17 protein-coding genes are annotated in these 16,648 nt (G+C 39.8%); 8 read left to right on the forward strand and 9 right to left on the reverse strand.

Annotated features, from left to right (window positions below; genetic code table 11):
• Window positions 1–57 precede the first annotated feature (57 nt).
• Window positions 58–1,974, forward strand: a complete 1,917-nt coding sequence (rho, locus tag ASG01_RS06175; protein ID WP_055861426.1) for a transcription termination factor Rho — start codon at window positions 58–60, stop codon at window positions 1,972–1,974.
• A 53-nt stretch (window positions 1,975–2,027) separates the two neighbouring features.
• Here the strand turns inward: rho and ASG01_RS06180 are convergent, their stop codons facing one another.
• Entirely contained in the window at window positions 2,028–2,612 is a 585-nt protein-coding gene (locus tag ASG01_RS06180; RefSeq protein WP_055861429.1) for a hypothetical protein, read from the reverse strand.
• A 142-nt stretch (window positions 2,613–2,754) separates the two neighbouring features.
• On the opposite strand from ASG01_RS06180, the gene ASG01_RS06185 reads away from it, so the two are divergent.
• Complete coding sequence (locus tag ASG01_RS06185) at window positions 2,755–3,354, forward strand: superoxide dismutase (protein ID WP_055861432.1); 600 nt, start codon at window positions 2,755–2,757, stop codon at window positions 3,352–3,354.
• 62 nt (window positions 3,355–3,416) lie between these two features.
• Window positions 3,417–3,602 (forward strand): hypothetical protein, encoded by a 186-nt coding sequence (locus ASG01_RS06190; RefSeq protein WP_055861435.1) that lies wholly within the window; start codon window positions 3,417–3,419, stop codon window positions 3,600–3,602.
• A 6-nt stretch (window positions 3,603–3,608) separates the two neighbouring features.
• Here the strand turns inward: ASG01_RS06190 and ASG01_RS06195 are convergent, their stop codons facing one another.
• Both ASG01_RS06195 and ASG01_RS06200 read right to left on the reverse strand, forming a co-directional pair.
• Window positions 3,609–4,037, reverse strand: coding sequence for a DUF6146 family protein (locus ASG01_RS06195; RefSeq protein ID WP_055861438.1), 429 nt, complete (start codon window positions 4,035–4,037; stop codon window positions 3,609–3,611).
• Between the two features lie 40 nt (window positions 4,038–4,077).
• Window positions 4,078–5,277 carry an endonuclease gene (locus tag ASG01_RS06200; protein ID WP_055861441.1) on the reverse strand — a complete coding sequence of 400 codons (1,200 nt, stop codon included), beginning with the start codon at window positions 5,275–5,277 and terminating at the stop codon, window positions 4,078–4,080.
• Window positions 5,278–5,481: 204 nt separating this feature from the next.
• On the opposite strand from ASG01_RS06200, the gene ASG01_RS06205 reads away from it, so the two are divergent.
• Together ASG01_RS06205 and ASG01_RS06210 are read left to right on the forward strand one after the other, a co-directional pair.
• Entirely contained in the window at window positions 5,482–8,223 is a 2,742-nt protein-coding gene (locus tag ASG01_RS06205) for a TonB-dependent receptor (RefSeq protein ID WP_055861445.1), read from the forward strand.
• Between the two features lie 11 nt (window positions 8,224–8,234).
• Window positions 8,235–10,292, forward strand: a complete 2,058-nt coding sequence (locus ASG01_RS06210) for a DUF5689 domain-containing protein (protein WP_055861447.1) — start codon at window positions 8,235–8,237, stop codon at window positions 10,290–10,292.
• A gap of 48 nt (window positions 10,293–10,340) precedes the next feature.
• On the opposite strand, the gene ASG01_RS06215 is transcribed toward ASG01_RS06210, so the two are convergent.
• Genes ASG01_RS06215 through ASG01_RS06235 form a run of 5 tightly spaced genes read right to left on the reverse strand, consistent with a single transcriptional unit; the run spans window position 10,341 to window position 13,850 of the window.
• Window positions 10,341–10,811, reverse strand: coding sequence for a DUF6702 family protein (locus tag ASG01_RS06215; protein ID WP_055862225.1), 471 nt, complete (start codon window positions 10,809–10,811; stop codon window positions 10,341–10,343).
• A gap of 51 nt (window positions 10,812–10,862) precedes the next feature.
• Window positions 10,863–11,618 (reverse strand): TIGR00730 family Rossman fold protein, encoded by a 756-nt coding sequence (locus ASG01_RS06220; protein ID WP_055861450.1) that lies wholly within the window; start codon window positions 11,616–11,618, stop codon window positions 10,863–10,865.
• A gap of 2 nt (window positions 11,619–11,620) precedes the next feature.
• On the reverse strand, window positions 11,621–12,334 hold the full coding sequence (locus ASG01_RS06225; RefSeq protein WP_055861454.1) for an NDP-sugar synthase: 714 nt from the start codon (window positions 12,332–12,334) through the stop codon (window positions 11,621–11,623).
• A 34-nt stretch (window positions 12,335–12,368) separates the two neighbouring features.
• Complete coding sequence (locus ASG01_RS06230) at window positions 12,369–12,803, reverse strand: RNase adapter RapZ (protein WP_055861457.1); 435 nt, start codon at window positions 12,801–12,803, stop codon at window positions 12,369–12,371.
• 27 nt (window positions 12,804–12,830) lie between these two features.
• Window positions 12,831–13,850: an aminoglycoside phosphotransferase family protein gene (locus tag ASG01_RS06235; RefSeq protein ID WP_055861460.1), complete on the reverse strand. Its 1,020-nt coding sequence runs from the start codon at window positions 13,848–13,850 to the stop codon at window positions 12,831–12,833.
• 51 nt (window positions 13,851–13,901) lie between these two features.
• On the opposite strand from ASG01_RS06235, the gene xrtF reads away from it, so the two are divergent.
• From xrtF to ASG01_RS06250, 3 genes are all read left to right on the forward strand, one after another.
• Window positions 13,902–14,423: an exosortase family protein XrtF gene (xrtF, locus tag ASG01_RS06240; RefSeq protein WP_055861463.1), complete on the forward strand. Its 522-nt coding sequence runs from the start codon at window positions 13,902–13,904 to the stop codon at window positions 14,421–14,423.
• The gene (locus tag ASG01_RS06245; protein WP_055861466.1) at window positions 14,420–14,857 is read left to right on the forward strand and encodes an exosortase F system-associated membrane protein; all 438 of its coding nucleotides are present in this window, start codon (window positions 14,420–14,422) and stop codon (window positions 14,855–14,857) included. Before xrtF ends, ASG01_RS06245 begins: the two co-directional genes overlap by 4 nt.
• A 198-nt stretch (window positions 14,858–15,055) precedes the next feature.
• Entirely contained in the window at window positions 15,056–15,415 is a 360-nt protein-coding gene (locus ASG01_RS06250; RefSeq protein ID WP_055861468.1) for a helix-turn-helix domain-containing protein, read from the forward strand.
• Between the two features lie 190 nt (window positions 15,416–15,605).
• Here the strand turns inward: ASG01_RS06250 and ASG01_RS06255 are convergent, their stop codons facing one another.
• The gene (locus tag ASG01_RS06255; protein WP_055861471.1) at window positions 15,606–16,607 is read right to left on the reverse strand and encodes a cation diffusion facilitator family transporter; all 1,002 of its coding nucleotides are present in this window, start codon (window positions 16,605–16,607) and stop codon (window positions 15,606–15,608) included.
• Between the last annotated feature and the right edge of the window lie 41 nt (window positions 16,608–16,648).

The following is a 16,648-nucleotide window of genomic DNA, read 5'->3' on the forward strand; positions in this document are numbered from 1 at the left end:
AATAAAAGTCACCGGACTTAAATTTCTTATTCACAACAAATTACATTTTCCCTATTTATGTTTAACATAGAAACGTTAAGGTCAAAATCCGTAACGGAGCTGTCTAAAATCTTAAAGGATTTGGGCGTGAAAGTTGCCCGCAGCAGTACAGATAATGACAAAATATTTGCAATACTTGATTTTCAGGCTTCTAATCCTAAAGTGACACGGGAATATTACAATACAGACAACCCGGAAACTGCAACAGAAGCCGTTTCTGAAGTTTTAGAAGAGAAAGCAAGACCCCTGAAAAAACCTGCTGCTAAGAAACCAGTGAAAGCAAAACCTGCAATACAGGAAGAATCTGCTGACATGGTTTCAGAACAGCCGAAAGAGCAGGAAGAAAAGAAAGAGGAAACTGCTGAAACAACTGCAGAAGCTTCGGTTCAGACTGAAAACGCAGAAGTAAATTCTACGGAAAGACCTGCAAATAGTCAGTCTAAACAAAAAAGAAAACGCGTACCAAACGCGCCTGCAGAAGAATCTACAAAAACTGAAACTGAAGTTTCTGTGACAAATACAAATTCTGAAGAAAATCCTGTAACCGCGCCAGTTCAGCAACAACAGCGTGAGGAAAGACCGAGGAAAAATCAGAATCCGGGTCAGCCGAATCAAAATTCTAATCAGCAGAATTCTAATCAGAATCAGCAACATTCAAATCAGAATCAGCCGAATCAGAATCAGCAAAATCCAAATCAGCAAAATCAGAGAAACCAAAATAATCCGAACAACAGCGGAAATTCTCAAAACAGGAATCAAAATCAAAATCAAAACCGCCATGCAGAAAAACATGATGAGCCGGAGAAAAAAGAATTTAATTTTGATGGGCTTGTAACGATTGAAGGTGTTCTGGAAATTCTTCCGGATAACTACGGTTTCCTGCGTTCATCAGATTTCAGCTACATTTCTTCGCCAGATGATGTGTATGTTTCTACCGCGCAAATACGTAATTATGGTTTGAAAACGGGCGATTCTGTAACCGGAATTGTGCGTCTTCCGAAAGAAGGTGAAAAGTATTTTTCACTTTTAAAACCGACAGAAGTTAACGGACGGGACATGGCATTCATCAAAGACCGCGTGTCTTTTGAATATCTGACACCGCTTTTCCCTGAAGAAAAATTTAACCTTGCCGGAAATAACGCTACGATTTCTACGAGAATTGTAGATCTTTTTGCACCGATCGGAAAAGGTCAGCGTGCGATGATCGTAGCGCAGCCGAAAACCGGTAAAACAATGCTTCTGAAAGATATTGCCAATTCGATTGCGGCAAATCACCCGGAAGTTTACATGATGGTTCTTTTGATAGACGAGCGTCCGGAAGAAGTAACTGATATGGAGCGAAGTGTGAATGCAGAAGTTATTGCTTCAACTTTTGACGAAGCAGCGGACAAGCACGTAAAAGTGGCAAATCTTGTTTTGGCAAAAGCGCAGAGAATGGTAGAATGCGGCCACGACGTCGTGATTTTGCTCGACTCTATTACGCGTCTGGCAAGAGCTTATAATACAGTGACGCCGGCTTCCGGGAAAGTACTTTCCGGTGGTGTGGATGCGAATGCTTTGCACAAACCTAAACGTTTCTTCGGTGCAGCAAGAAAAATTGAAGGCGGAGGGTCGCTTACAATTATTGCTACCGCATTGATCGACACAGGTTCAAAAATGGATGAAGTGATTTTTGAAGAATTTAAAGGTACAGGAAACATGGAACTTCAGCTCGACAGAAAAATTGCCAACCGCAGAATTTATCCGGCAATTGATCTGATTACGTCAAGTACGCGAAGAGACGATCTTCTGATGGATGAAGTGACGAGCCAGAGAATGTGGATTTTGCGAAAATATCTTTCAGAAATGAATCCTATTGAAGCGATGGAATTTGTAAATAAAAATATTAAAGGAACACTGAATAATGAAGAATTCCTGATGTCGATGAATAAATAATTTTCATTTAAAATAAATAGAAAGCAGCTTTAGAAATAAGGCTGCTTTTTTGTTTAATCCTGTCTGATCCACTCATTGTGTCGTTTTTTAAAGGTAAGAATCCTTGGATAACATTCTTGTTCTTTGCCACTTTTGGATTTACAATACATAATAAATGCTTTCTCACCGGATTTGTCGATCAGCGGGCGGTTTAAAATTATTTTACCAATATATTCGCCGTTTCCGGAAGGTTTATCCACGCGCTGATAATGCTCCGGAGATTTTATCTTACTTAAATCCAAAAGAGCAGAAGGCAATTCGTTGTTTTTAGGTTTTATGCTGTCGAGATCCAAAACCGACTGCACTTTCTCTGCGTACGATTGGCGGATCGAATCGTCGACAGCAAACTCAAATTTTCGCCGTTCAGCCACAGCATCCTGAATGATTTTTACATTTTTCTGGCTCATTGATCCGCTGAGACTTATTCCGTTGGCAGAAGCGATTTCGGTAAGTTCTTCCTGAGACATTGAGGTCATTCCGTAAGGCTGCACAATCTCAGCAATGGCTTCATTGATGATTTCATATTCGTCTGATGACACGTTTTTTGAGCTGCAGGAATACACTAAAATGATTATTAAAATCAGATAAAAATTCTTCATAGAGGCAAATATAAAATTTTACGCATTTCAAATATGATGACTTGCAATTTTTCTTTTGTTAAAGATTTATTAAAACAAAAATGATTTTAAAATTTGGTGCAAAATTGGCTAACTTTACTTGATAAACATTAAAAATTATATTATGTCTTTCGAACTACCAAAATTACCGTACGCATATGATGCATTAGAACCAACTATTGATGCAAAAACGATGGAAATTCACCATACGAAACATCATCAAGCGTATATAGATAATCTGAATAAAGCAATAGAAGGGACTGATCTTGAAGGTCTTTCTATAGAAGAGATCTGTGAAAACGGCGCGGAGAAACCAGCGGTAAGAAACAACGGCGGTGGTCATTATAACCACAGTTTGTTCTGGCAAATCCTTACTCCCGGCGGAAGCAAAGAGCCTGTAGGATTGGTGAAATCAGCAATTGAAAACTTCGGCGGAATGGAGAAATTCAAGATGGATTTTTCTGAAGCTGCAAAAACAAGATTCGGTTCTGGCTGGGCTTGGCTGGTAAAAAATGAAGATGGAAGCCTTTCTGTAACATCTACAGCAAATCAGGACAATCCTTTGATGCCAATGGCAGATAAAAAAGGGACGCCTATTTTGGGCCTTGATGTTTGGGAGCACGCTTATTACCTGAATTACCAAAACAGAAGACCCGACTACATTTCAGCGTTTTTTGACGTGGTAAACTGGGATAAAGTGGAAGAGCTTTACAACAAAATTTAATTAAAATAAAAAAGGTTCAGATTTTCTGAGCCTTTTTTTATCTTCGTGAAAACTTTTTAAAAATGAAAAATTACACATCACTTATTCGTATAACCGGCGTTTTCTTTATGCTGATCTTTTTTGTTTTAAAATTCGGTCCTTTTCGCACAGGTCTCGAAACTGCTGCATTTTGGGTTTCGTTTGCATGCTTTTTTGTTTTAGGAACGCGAGGTTTGGTCAGCGGAATCAGATATTACATCAAAGCCTGATTCTATTTAAAATCTTGTGGCGTCGCTTCCGCCAAGTCCGCTCATCCTGAGTTTGTACCGCCAATTGACATACGCAAAAACTTGATACAGTTTATACTCAAAATTCAATCCGTACTTTTCCTGCGGGTCATAATCAATTCTCGATTCTATCACATTTCGGTATCTTCCTGAAGTAAAATAAGAGTTCCATTCGCTTACCAGAAACGTATTTCTGTTTTTAAGATACGATTCTGTGTACTGACTTTTTGGTCTTGCAATCGCATTCAGGAAATAATCAAACTGCGTATCGATCACAATAAGATCATATTCTCCGTCATCGTTTTTCTCCGGTTTCAGTGCCGGTTCTTCCTCTTTATCTTTTGCAGGAGTTTTTTTATTTTGAGCATTCACACCAACGAACATAAATGCTAATAAGATGATAATCAACTTTTTCATGAATTAAAGATACACAAAAATTATCCTTAAAATTATGATTTTAATTTTTCACATAATCTCTCTGAAAAACAGAAACTGCCGGAAAATGATCGCTGAAGCCGCCTGTAAAACGGTCTCCTTCCCACGATCTGAAAGGATATCCTTTAAACTGTCCTTCTTTTGTAATCAAATAGGGAGGTGCGAAAATTTCAGCTTTGAATAGTGCATAGCTTGTATTGCTTTTCTCTTTGCTGTAGAGGTTTTGCGAAATAATAATCTGATCAAAAAGATTGGGCGCATCTCTATATGCCAGAGATGCCACTCCGGATTTGTACAGTTTGTACATAAGGTTATAATAGGGTTTTTCAGCTGACAATTCATCCGGATCTCCGGTTGCGCCTAAAAATTTTCGCAGACTCGGACTCACGGGATCGTCATTAAAATCGCCCATCGCCACCATTTTTATTCCCGGATTTTCAAATCGTAATAAATCCATTTCTGTTTTTAAAACGTTTGCAGCAGCGTTTCTCTTTTCGAGCGAAGCCGCTTCACCACCGCTTCTAGACGGCCAGTGATTCATGAAAACGGCAAACTTTTCACCGTCCAAAAGTCCGACGGCGACGAGGATTCCGCGCGTGTAATTTCTGCGGCCTTCTTCGTTGTAAATTTTAATTTCTTTTGTGTACGTTTTCTCCGGAACGAATCTGCTTTTCTGATAAATCAGCGCAATATCAATGCCTCGCGCATCATAAGAATTGTAGTGGATGATGCCGTAATTGCTCTTAGCTAAGACAGGTTGTTTAATTAAATCTTCAATCACTTTTCGGTTCTCTACCTCGATCAGTCCGCAGATCGCTGGATTGTCATTGGTGTAAGCCTTCCCAAGTTCAGAAATCACTTTTGTAATATTTTGAATCTTCTGATTGTAAAATTTCGTTCCCCATCTTTTAGCGCTTTTCGCCGTGAAATCTTCTGAGAGCATTTGTCTTTTTATAACTTTTTTACCAATCAAAAGTTCATCACTCCATTCACCACGGTAATTTTCGGTGGTTTCCAATAGATTTACAGAATCTAACGGAATACTTCTGTGAAATTTTGGATTATCAGGTGGTAAAGTTCCGTCTATATAATCCGCAGAAGCGATGGTGTCCCAAAGATTTTCAACGTTCAGAAAAGCTACCGTTGCCCGTTTCACCTGCCGTTGCTGCGCGTATATCACAACTGAGATTATCATGAATATTAAAATATAGTTTTTTTTCATTTCTGGATTTTTAACTTAAAAAATAATTTTATAAGAGATAATTTTATGTGCAGATTACCATGAATAAAGTGATTTTCGAGTGCTTAATTTATAAATAATTTTCAGAATCAGTATAAATTATGAAAAATAATAAATCATCACTTGTGCGAATCAAATTTAATTATAATTTAGATATCACAAAAAACACCATGAAAAAAAATCAAAATGAAACTAAAATTCTTCCTGATGTCCGTCTGTTTAACGATGTTTTCTCTCTGCCATGCTCAGACTTCCATTTATGGTTTTGTAAAAGATTCTGAAGGTAAACCGATTGACCAAGCAAAAATTGATCTTGATGAGACGGAGAATACACTGTCAGACAAAATAGGTCATTTTATTTTTGTTAATATAAAACCCGGGCACTATGCGATTACTGTTTCAAAACCGAATTTTGAAACGAAAACAGTTGAATTCGACGTCACCGATGACGAACAGCGCAGAGATGTTGGGGATGTTATCTTAAAATTCAGTGCGCCTACAGAAGCCGGAGTTGTTGTGATCGACGATTCTGCAACTGATGGTGAAGATGGCGGTGCCTCGATGTTGCCCACCGTTGGCTTGCTGAGCGCCAGTCGGGATGCTTTTCAAAATGTGTCGGCATTTGAATTGGGAGCTTATTGGTTTCGCCCTCGAGGAGTGGACAATCGTTTTGAAGATGTCGTTTTTAACGGTGTTGCAATGTCTAAAAGTGACGATGGAAGACTTGATTTTAATAATTGGGGCGGACTGAATGATATTACGCGTTTTCCTCTGGAATCTGTCGATAACCTGACACCCTCAGAGTTTGCCTTCGGGAACCTTGGCGGTTTGGTCTATTATAATACACGGGCATCCTCGTACAGAAAGCAAACTTCACTTGCGTATTCTTTTACAAACCGCAGCTATATGCATCGCGCAATGGCCACCTATTCTTCCGGTGTTAGCCGAAAAGGATGGTCGGTGACGGTGAGTGGAAGCAGGCGGTGGGGCGACAATGCCATTATCGATGGGGTTTACCAGGATTCGTATGCTTATTTTGGGGCGGTCGAGAAAAAATTCAGTGATGGTCATGCGATAAACATTACGGCTTTTGGTTCTCCGACATACAGATCTTCAAACTCGCCAAACACGCAGGAAGTTTATGATATTTTGGGTAAAAATTACAATTCTTATTGGGGATTTCAGGATGGCGAAGAGAGAAATTCGCGCATCAGAAAAAGTTTTGAGCCGATTTTTATGCTGACTGATTATCTTAAAATCGGTAAAAATTCAAATCTTATTAACACTATTTCTTTTCAGACCGGAAGCGATGCCAGAAGCCGGCTCGACTGGTTTCACGCGGCCGATCCGAATCCTACCTATTACCGCAAACTTCCAAGCTTCGGAAATTTCTCTCCAGATGAATTCCGTGCACAGTCTCAGATCGATTGGAAAGCTTTATACAATGCCAATAAACTCAATCTCAATAATTCTGATGGATCTCCCCGAGGTGCAGTTTACAGCATTATTGAAGATGTAAACGAAGATAAAACCTACAATTTTGCATCGCATTTTGATACGAGACTTGCCGAAAACTGGAAGTTGAATATCAATTTTAATTATCAAAATTTAAAGTCTGATAATTTCCGTAGGGTAAAAGATCTTCTGGGTGCACGTTTTGCATATAATCTTAATGCATTTAATTTTGATGTGCCATACAATGCAGACAATCCCGATGTCACGGCAAATGTCGGCGACCGCACACAGTATTCGTATCAGTTCTACCGCAGTTTGTACAGTTTAAATGTCTCCACAGAAATTGATCTCAGCAAATGGAATCTTGTGGCGTCAGCATTTTCAGCGTATTCTGAATCTTACAGAAACGGCGATTACCGCAACGGAATTCAACGTTTTAAAGATAATTCGAAAGGAAAAAGCGCGGTATATGATGCCCTGAATGCCGGTTTTAAAGCAAAAATCACCTATAAAATCAATGGCAGAAACTTCATTGTTTACAACGGGACTTTTTTCACACTTGCGCCAACGCTTAACGAAATTTTCATTAATCCCAGAGCGGTTGATTATTTTACGCCAGGCGTGAAAAATCAGATTATTAATGCAAATGATCTCAGTTATATTCTCCGCGGGCAAGTTCTGAAACTGCGTGTGTCCGGGTTTTACACAATGATTAATCAGGCAACGGAAATCAGCAGATATTTTGTGGATGTCGACCGGCCTGGCACCGCTTCCACGTTCAGCACATTGGTAAACGAAGCGATGAGCGGTGTGAATAAAAGGTATCTGGGCGCCGAACTTGGTTTTGATCTGAAAATTACACCGACTTTTTCCTCGCAAGGCGCAGCCAGCATTGGAGAATATACGTACACCAATAATCCTGAAGTTTCTACTTTTGACGACATCAATGGCTTTCGTTCTTCGCAGGCAGTTTGGGGAAAAGCGAATATCAAAGGATATAAAATTGCCGGTACGCCGCAAAAAGCCTATTCGTTTGGTTTAAAATACAATTCGCCAAAATACTGGTGGCTCGGTGCTTCTGCAAATTATCTCGCCGATCAGTATCTCGATTTTTCGGCTTTAAATAAAACGCCGTTTCTCTATACAAATCCTTCCGCCAACGATCCTTATGCTGAAGCAACACCGGAATTGATTCAAAGATTGACTGCTCAGAAAAAATTTGACAATCAGATTATGTTTAATGCCAGCGGTGGAAAATCTTTCTCTTTTGGAAAATACCGAATGGTGGTGAGCGTTTCGGTAAATAATCTGCTGAATAACCGAGATTATGTTACCGGCGGTTTTGAGCAGGGAAGAAATGTTAATTTTCAGGATGCGCTCGCAGATGCTTCCAAAGAATATCCTGCATTCGGACCAAAATTGTGGTACGATCGTGGCCGAACTTTTTTCACCAATGTTTATCTGCGGTTTTAAAAAATCATATTATGAATAAGACATTGAAATTTTTGGTTTTTATATTTTTACTGATACAGTTTGCCGGCTGTGTACATGATGACAGTTATCAGGATCCTGATTTAGACGGCTATATGTGCGCTGATCTGACTCCCAATCTTACGTTATCTGCGCTTAAGGCAAAATATGCAAACGCAGTATACGTATTCCCAGAAAACTCTACAGAGATTGTTGAAGGATACGTTTCTTCTACCGACGAAACCGGCAATATTTACAAGACTATTTATATTCAGGACAAACCTGAAAATCCAACCCAGGGTTTTGTCATCAGCGTGGATCTTCTTAGTGTCTATACGAAATTCCCGCAGGGATCGAAAATTTACATAAAGCTGGCCGGCCTGGCCGTCGGTGTTTATGGAGGTGTTGTACAGCTTGGAATACAGGAAGCAGGCTCATCAAATACGACGGCTGTCTCGCGGATTCCTGAACCGCTGATTAAAGATAAAATTTTTAGATCATGTACGGTGCGAGAGAAAATTGTCCCTTTTGTGCTTACTTCTGCGCAGATGGTTTCTGCAAACGACCGCTATATCGGATGCCTGATTCAGATGAATGATGCAGAATTTGATAGCCGGGTTTTGTGTACGACTTTTGCGCCGCCGGGCGTTACTGAAGAGAAAATAATTCGTGATGCGAGCAGCACTTCAGCAAGAATTGTGAGAAACAGCGGTTTTGCCTCTTTTGCCAATCAGATTTTGCCTGCAGGAAACGGAAAATTTGTAGGCATTTATTCTAAATACAATTCGACGTACCAGCTTTTTATCAATAAAGTTTCAGATCTGGAAATGAATAATTTTCCTCGTCTTGATGGCATCACGGCAAATCCTTGCGAATACAGCGATGCCGGACTGACACAGAAAACCGTGGCGGAAATCAAGCAACTCTACACCGGAACTTTATCAACAGTCAGCGGAGATTTTGTCTTAAAAGCAAAAGTTACCGGGAATGATAAATCTGGAAATCTTTATAAATATCTGTTTGTGGAAGATGCCAGCGGCGGGATCAGGATAAATATTGATAAGCTTGATCTTTATAATGATGCACGTTTTATGGTTGGCAAAGAACTTTATGTAAAACTCAAAAACCTGGTTATAGGAAATGTTTCAGGTGAAATTCAGTTGGGCGCTGCTTTCAACGGAAGTGTCGGCAGAATCCCCGAACAGGATGTTTATAAATATTTTTTTGATTCAAATAAAATCTCCACGAATGTAGTAGCCACAGAGAAACAGATTTCTCAGCTTACAACGGCAGACGTCGGCAAATTTATAACCATTAAAAACCTGCAGTTTATCACATCAGATTTAGAACGGAAATATGCGGGAGCTATTGCCACCAATAGAACCTTTGAAGACTGCAACGGTAATCAGATAACTTTACGAACGAGTAATTTTGCAGATTTTGCTTCCGAAATTGTAGAATCAGGCAGAGGTGATGTGAAAGGAATTCTTGGAATTTTTAACGGAAGTTTTCAGCTGACTATTCTTGATCTTTTGGGCGCTGATTTGGATCTTCCACGGTGCGACGGTTCGGTGTATGAAACGCTGCCCACTTTGTATACAGAAAATTTTGCCGTCGGCGGATTCTCGACAGACTGGTCGATTGTAAATGTTCTTGGTACGCAAACCTGGGCAACATCAAATGTGAGCAATGGAAATGATTATTATGCCGTGATCAACGGTTTTTCCGGCGGAAATACTGCTAATGAAGACTGGCTGATATCGAAGCCTGTAAGTTTGGCGGGAAAAAGTAAAGCTGCGCTGAGTTTTGTGTCAGATGTTCGGTACGCAGGAAATTCGCTGCAGGTGTATGCTACAGATAATTACACGGGAAATCCTGCGACAACGGTTTGGTTTTTATTGCCAGCAACTTTGGACAGCAATAATCTCGCATTTGGTGATTGGGTAAATTCTGGAAATGTAAGTCTTAATGCGTTTCTCGGAAAAAATGTACGGATTGCTTTTAAATATACTTCTACCTCATTTTCGGCAGCAACCTGGCAGATTGATGAGTTTAAAATCAAAGGGAATTAAATAAAAAAAGCCGCTCTGTTGAACGGCTTTTGATTATTAGATTTTCTTTTAGAACGAAACTTCGTTTACTTCCTTTCCACGCTGAAAATTCATTGTTTTTTGATCACCTTTATAGGCAACATTCACAAGATTAATCTGTTTCGGAAAAGCACTCAGCAGTATCGTGTTTTTAATTTTTAAATTACTAATTGCATCGATATTTGAGGTTTCAAAATACACCCAAACAGTCTCGCCACTCACCTGGCTACCGGTGAAAGTAAGCGTCTTATTGCTTCCGTTCACAAAAACATCGAAGTTATTATTCACATATTTTTTTACTTCAGCCTCAAAACCTGCTGTGCTGCGGTTTATTTTTAAAGCGTCAGAAATATGCGTTGTATTCATCTTTGTGGTGAATTTTAACGTTTTGCTTCCGTCATTATAATCGATTTTTGTCATTGATGAGAAAAAATCGGCGACACCGAAACTCATCATAATCAGGACCGAAAAGATCCCTGTAAGAACAATTAATTTTTTCATTTTATTGTAAATTTTCATCTGTGTTAATATAAACGCTCAAATAGGATGCCACTAAAAATTAACATTCACAGTATACTTATCATAAAAAGCTTTGATATGCGCCACCGCTTCATCTGCAGTATCTACAATTCTGTAAAGATCAAGATCCTGCTCAGCAATCATTCCTTCTTTCAGTAGCGTATCTTTGAACCAGTCGAGAAGACCGCTCCAAAATTCGGTTCCCACCAAAACTATTGGAAAAGCTCCGATTTTTTTTGTCTGAATTAGCGTAATTGCTTCGGTAAGTTCATCCAAAGTTCCAAAACCGCCGGGCATCACTACGAATCCCTGACTGTACTTCACAAACATCACTTTCCGCACAAAAAAGTAATCGAAATTCATTGAATACAGTTTGCTGAGGTACGGGTTGAAATGTTGCTCAAAAGGGAGATCGATATTCAAACCGATTGATTTCCCACCGCTGTTGAACGCGCCCTTATTTCCTGCTTCCATAATTCCCGGGCCGCCGCCGGTGATAATTCCGAAGCCGATTTTGGTAATCTTCTCAGCAATCTCAACTGCCATGTCGTAATATTTAGTGTCGGGTTTTAATCTTGCCGAACCAAAAATCGAAACACACGGGCCGATACGCGCCATTTTTTCATAACCGTTTACAAATTCAGACATGATTTTAAAAACCATCCAGCTATCTTTGGTCACTATTTCGTCCCAGGTTTTCTGTCTGAGACTGTTTTGCAAAAGAGATTCCGCCTGCTGCAAATCAGGATTTATTGGGGTTTGTTCTTTATTTTCTTTGTCTGTTGCCATTTTTATTTAAAATATTTTTCGGCTTCTGTTACAGATTCAGGCCTTCCTACATCAATCAGTCTACTTTCATGAAGAAAACCATGAATTTTTTCATTCTGCATCAGATCAAGATATTCTTCCATCACCGAAAATTTTCCTGTTCTTTTTATTTTCTTAAAAATACGGGGATTAATACAGTGTACACCACTGAAAGCCAGTGGTCTGAAATCTTTATTAAATTCTGCCAGCCGCTGTTCGCCACTCACCGTATTCATCCAGCCACGCAAAACCAATTCATCATTAAAAAGCAGTTTGCGGCTGCTGTCACGGTCAGAGACTGCTAATGTAGCAAAATCACTGAGATTCTGATGAGATTTTACCAGATCATTAATGTTGATTTCTGTAAGAATATCTGCATTCATGATGATAAAATCTTCGCCGTGATCTAAAAATCTTTTTGCGAAAAGGAGTCCGCCACCGGTTTCCAGAAGTTCATCAGACTCATCTGAGATCTCAATTTTGCAGCCGAAATTATTATTTTCCTTTAAAAATGCGATAATCTGATCTGCAAAATGATGCACATTAATCACAAAATCATTTATCCCAAAACTTTTTAAATACTGTATGTTGCGCTCCAAAAGCGGTGCGCCGTTTACTTTTGCCAAAGCTTTAGGATGATGATCGGTAAAAGGTTTCAGTCGGGTGCCTTTTCCGGCCGCAAAAATCAATGCCTTCATTTGTAATCTGTAAGAGCGGGAATTTAGGGTGAAGTTAAATGGTGTTTTTTATTTCTGAAAATCCGGAATTCAGCTGGTGTTGCTCATCGTGGTGCAGACTGATTTCCACTTTATCACCATATTTTTTTTCAATAAAATCTGCAATTCTTATTGCAGAATATACCGACCGATGCTGTCCACCGGTACAGCCAAAGTTGATCTGTAGGTTTTCGAAACCACGGCCGAGATAATTACCGATGTTGATAGACACCATTTCTTTTACCAGTTCCAGAAACTTGGGCATATCGGTTTTTTTCTCGAGATATTCCTGCACACCGATGTCGTTTCCGGTCTGTATTTTATATTCTTCCACGCGTCCCGGATTCAAAATTCCACGGCAGTCGAACGTAAAACCGCCTCCGTTGCCGGTTTCATCTTTCGGAATGCCGCCTTTTTTATACGAAAAACTATGAATATCGATATGTAACATTGTGTTGTTTTAAATTTTTAAACTGAATTATTTTTTGGTAAGCTCATCAATTTTGATGCGCGTATGTTCTGTTTTTAGCTCTGAAATAAGCTTTTGAAGTTCGGGGAAATTTTTCATTCCTTCCCAAGTTTCACTTAGATGATGAAGATTTTCGATGCCTGTATTGATGCTTGCGATAAAGTGAGGCTTCCGCTGAATGATCCCCCGAAAACCGTACGCGCCCAGAACCTGCAGAAAACGCATAAGTTTCATGGGTTCAAGACTTTCTTTTAGACCAATCTGCTCTGTTTTATCATTAAAAAAGGAAAGATAATAGTCCAGCATTTCTGTTTTAAAATCTTCCGGAAAGTTTGCTTTCGCCTGAAAAAGAAAAGAAATAACATCATACATCAGCGGTCCGTACATCGCCGTCTGATAATCGATAAATGAAACTTCGCCGCGGTAATTCACCATGATATTTCTTGCCTGAAAATCGCGGATCATCAGTCCTTTTGGCTGCAGATTTTCAACAAACTCTACGATTATTTTAAACTCTTTCAGTAGCGAAGAACGGTGATATTCGATCTCTAAAACATCGACGAAAAAGTTTTTAAAATAATACAGATCGTGCGTCACGGGCAGTTCGTCATACTTTTCATATTCAAAAGTCTGCAGATAATCAATCTTTCCTGCGGTTGTTTTTTGAAGCTGATAGAGTTTTTCCAATGTCTGTTTCACCAAATCCCGGACGTTTTCAGACAAACCTTCTTCGGCAAGCACTTCAGAAAGCGTACGGTTTCCCAGATATTCCTGAATGTAAATATCGCGCGTCTCATTTACCGTAAAAATTTTAGGTGTATTAAGTTTCAAATCAGAAAAAACCTGAGAAAAATAGAGAAAACTATCATTTTCACGGATGTTTTTATTAGCGGTGATCACAAATTTCCCATGGCTGTTTTCGCCGATAAAATTCTCACGTGCCGATCCGCTGGCCGCCAAAGCAATCCATGAAGAACTCTTTTCCCCAAAATGATTTTCAAAAAACGGTCTTGCTTTTTCTGCGCTCATATTCCGGAAACAAATATACTACTTTACCTTCAAATTTTTATCTTTGCAGCTATGCTAAAGGACTTTAAGCCTGTTTTGGGAATCTTGCTACGCTTCGTTATCATCTATCTGGTGCTGCTTTTTGCGTATCAGTTTTTTCTCAACAGTTTCAAAGGCGAAGGTCTTGATCCGTACTCGCGCATGATTGCCGAGCAGGTGAGAAAAATACAGAATGCTGTAGGTTTTTCTACACAGCTGTACGACGATATTCCGGGGGAGCAGGTTTGGTTTTATGTGAAAGAAAAATACGTAACCCGCATGGTAGAAGGCTGCAACGCAGTTTCGGTAATCATACTTTTCCTCGCTTTTATCTTCGCTTTCTATAAAGGTTTTAAAACTTTTCTTTTTGTCGCGGCAGGTTTTATCCTGCTTTATGTGATGAATCTTCTGCGGATTGTCGGTTTAAATATCGTCACCCGAGATTATCCCGCTTACAGCAAGATGTCGCATGACTATCTTTTTCCGGCGGTGATCTATGGAACGGTGGTGATTCTCTGGCTGGTTTGGATTAAATTTTTTGCGCTGAAAAAATGAAAATATTCCGTTGGATTTTTGTTATAGCAGGTGTTGCCGGACTTTTTGCGGTTCGGATGTACGAAGATTCTCTTTTCTACGATCCTTTTCTCACGTATTTTCATGAAGCCAGTAAAACACTCGTTTTCCCGGAATTTTTGTGGGGAAAACTGATTTTGAGCTACCTTTTTCGGTTCGCTTTGAATCTGATCTGCTCGTGCGTTATTATTCATTTTCTGTTTCAAAACAGGCAATGGACGGTGCAGGGCGCGATTCTTATTGCGATTGTTTTCGCGATTACGTTCCCGATTTATCTTTTCTGCATCGCTGACGGTTTTGATGTCGGTTATCTTTTTTCTTTTTACATGCGCCGCTTTGTCATTCAGCCGATGATTCTTCTTCTCGTCGTTCCGCTGTTCTATTACAGGCAGATGATGATGAATAAAACCTCTTAAAATACGTTTTATGTATATCTGAGTATGCTTAATGTATCTATGGGTATGTTTAAGGTATATATTTATAGGCTTATTGTATCGAAGTTGAGGCTTGAGGCGTGGACGGTTATGCTTTACAAATAAGTATTGATGCTTAAAGCATCAACGTATATGGATTAAGTGTATATTTATAAGGAAAATGCATATTAATTCTATAAAATGATGAGAACATACCAGAGAGAAAGTGAAAGTCCGTATCCGCACATCGGTGATATGGTTTGGAATGTGCTTTGTGAGCAGAAAATAACGCAGGCTGAGCTTGCAAGAAGGCTTCAGGTAACGCCGTCTTCGGTAGCTGATTATCTGAAGCAGTCTTCGCTGCAGTTTGGGATTTTGTGGAACATCAGCATCGCGCTGAAATATGATTTTCTGGGTAAAATCATCAATAATTATCCTGAATCTTTTCCTTTAAATCCTGAATCTAAGCTGGTTATTGAGCTGAATGCACAAAAGCAGATCATCGCCGATCTGGAGAAAGAAATATCCATTTATAAAGCCGCTTTAGGAATCAAACCATGATTTTATTCCGTCAGATCTGGTGTGGCTGTATTCTTTGGAAAACCAAACATGATTTGAAATACAAATGTTTTTCTTAGCCCTGACCGCAGCTGTTACCCCGCAACAGGCTCGGGGAAAGCGGAGGCTTTGGAGTGGAAAAGCCTTGGCGTGAAGAGTATGAGCGGAGAGCAGGAAATAGCTCCTTAAAAAATTATTCGGCGGTATGTTTGTCGACGGAGGTGACGTTGGCTGAGTTCCATTCTACTTTTTTTACGAACGGATGCTCGCGCACGGGACATTCTGCGATCTGGCAGATACTGCAAGATATCGGCTTGCAGTCGTCCATATGAAAATTAAATTCAACAGATCGCGTCGTGTTGGTTGCGAGAAGGATGATAACGTTTTCCATCTCGCGGTGCGCATCGCGGAGCGGATAGTACCACGGCAGTGTGATGTGCGCATCGATATGAAGTGAGGAACCAAACTGCTGAATTTTCATATTGTGAATGTCGATCCACTCAGTTTTTCTGTTTTTTTCGAGCAGCTGAATGATTTTTTCGAGAAGAACAGGATCCTGTTCATCCATAATTCCGCTCAGCGATTTGCGGATGATTTTGTAGCCTACGAAGATGATGTAGCCGCCAAAAAGCAATGCCACAGCAGAATCGAGCCAGTTGAGATCGGTAAAATAAACAACAATTAAACTTACAAAAACCCCGATCGTCGTCACGGTATCTGACTGCAAATGTTTGCCCGAAGAAATGAGTACGGCTGAATTTTCTTTTTTCCCTTTCTGAATCGAGATATAGCCGAGGAGATAATTAATGATGGCTGTCGCTGCAATAATTGCAATTCCCCAGTCGAGTTCTTTCAACACTTTACCGGTAACAAGGCTGTTGATGCCTTCGTAAATAATCATAATTCCGGCAATGGCGATGAGTGCGCCTTCGATGCCGGAAGTCACAAATTCTACTTTCCCGTGACCGTAAGGATGATCTTCGTCACGCGGTTTTCCGGCCAGATACAGCGAATACAGTCCCATAAATGCACTAATGACATTTACGATACTTTCCATCGCGTCTGAAAATACGGCATCTGAGGCAGTGAGCTTCCAGGCGATAAGTTTGGCGACGAAAAGTACGATGCCGATGATGGCAATCCACTTCTGGAAATTCAACTTCTCGGCGGTGGCTTTAGAAACGGAATTAATCATTTTGGTAAAAAAAAGAATCTCTTTCGGAGACTCTTTTGGTT

The sequence above is a fragment of the Chryseobacterium sp. Leaf180 genome, assembly GCF_001424585.1.
In the GTDB taxonomy this organism is placed as follows: domain Bacteria; phylum Bacteroidota; class Bacteroidia; order Flavobacteriales; family Weeksellaceae; genus Chryseobacterium.